This window comes from Micromonospora sp. M51 (genome assembly GCF_018070305.1).
Lineage (GTDB): Bacteria > Actinomycetota > Actinomycetes > Mycobacteriales > Micromonosporaceae > Micromonospora > Micromonospora parva.
Genome location: NZ_JAGPXZ010001266.1, coordinates 1 through 988, shown reverse-complemented (window position 1 = coordinate 988; position 988 = coordinate 1). Strand labels below are relative to the sequence as shown.

1 protein-coding gene is annotated in these 988 nt (G+C 72.1%); it reads left to right on the top strand.

Going from position 1 to position 988, the window contains the following annotated elements:
* Window positions 1-80: 80 nt before the first annotated feature.
* Window positions 81-988 (top strand): PP2C family protein-serine/threonine phosphatase (locus tag KBX53_RS34185; RefSeq protein WP_210863947.1); only part of this gene is annotated, 908 nt, incomplete at its 3' end.

The following is a 988-nucleotide window of genomic DNA, read 5'->3' as shown; positions in this document are numbered from 1 at the left end:
GCTGACTGACCGCGCCGATCCGCCGTCCGAGGGCGTCCGTATGATGCTTGCCCTATAGCAAGCTTCTGGGGAGGACGACGATGGTAGACGCGCCGGACGTGGTGTCGCGCGCGTTGCGCGAGGCCCCGCCCGACCAGTTGGCCGAGGCGGCGGACCGGGCGATCCGGTCGGCGATGGGCGCGCTGCGCACCGACGTCTTCGTCGCCGACTACCGGATCAGCGGCCTCTGGCCGGTGCTGAACCCGGACCTGCCGGCGGCCGGGTTCCTGGAATGCCACACCGTCGCGCAGCGCTGTTTCAGCAGCCAGCAGCCGGTCCGCGACGGCGAGGGCCCGTGCCGGCTCTACCTGCCGTTGACGGTGTGGGGGGAGCGGCTGGGCGTGCTGCTGATCGAGCTGCCGGCCGTGCCGAATCCGGCGGTGACCGGTCAGGCCACGGACATCGCCGACGCCCTGGCGGTGGCGATGCGCGCGGCGGACCGGGAGACCGACCGTGACCGGCGGGCCCGTCGGCGGGAGCGACTGACGATGGCCGCCGAGATGCAGTGGGATCTGCTGCCCGGTCGCGGTGTCGCGCACCACGCGTTCGATCTGGCCGGTCAGCTCGAACCGGCGTACACGGTGGGCGGTGACCACTTCGACTGGTCGCTGGACGGCGACCGTCTCACCGTGACGGTGCTCAACGGTGAGGGCACCGGGCTGGCCGCGTCCCTGTTGACCGCCGTCACGGTCAACGCGATGCGCAACGCGCGGCGCTCCGGTGGCGGCCTGGTGGAACAGGCCGAGCTGGCCTCGGACACGGTCTTCTACCAGCACCGGGGTGCGCGGTACGTGGCCACCCTGCTGCTCGAGGTGGACACTCGCTGCGGCCGGGTGCGGGCGGTCGACGCGGGTTCGCCCCATCTGCTGCGGATGCGCGGGTCCACGGTCGAGCCGATGAAGCTGGATCAGCAGCTGCCGCTGGGCATGATCGCCGAGACGCGCTACGA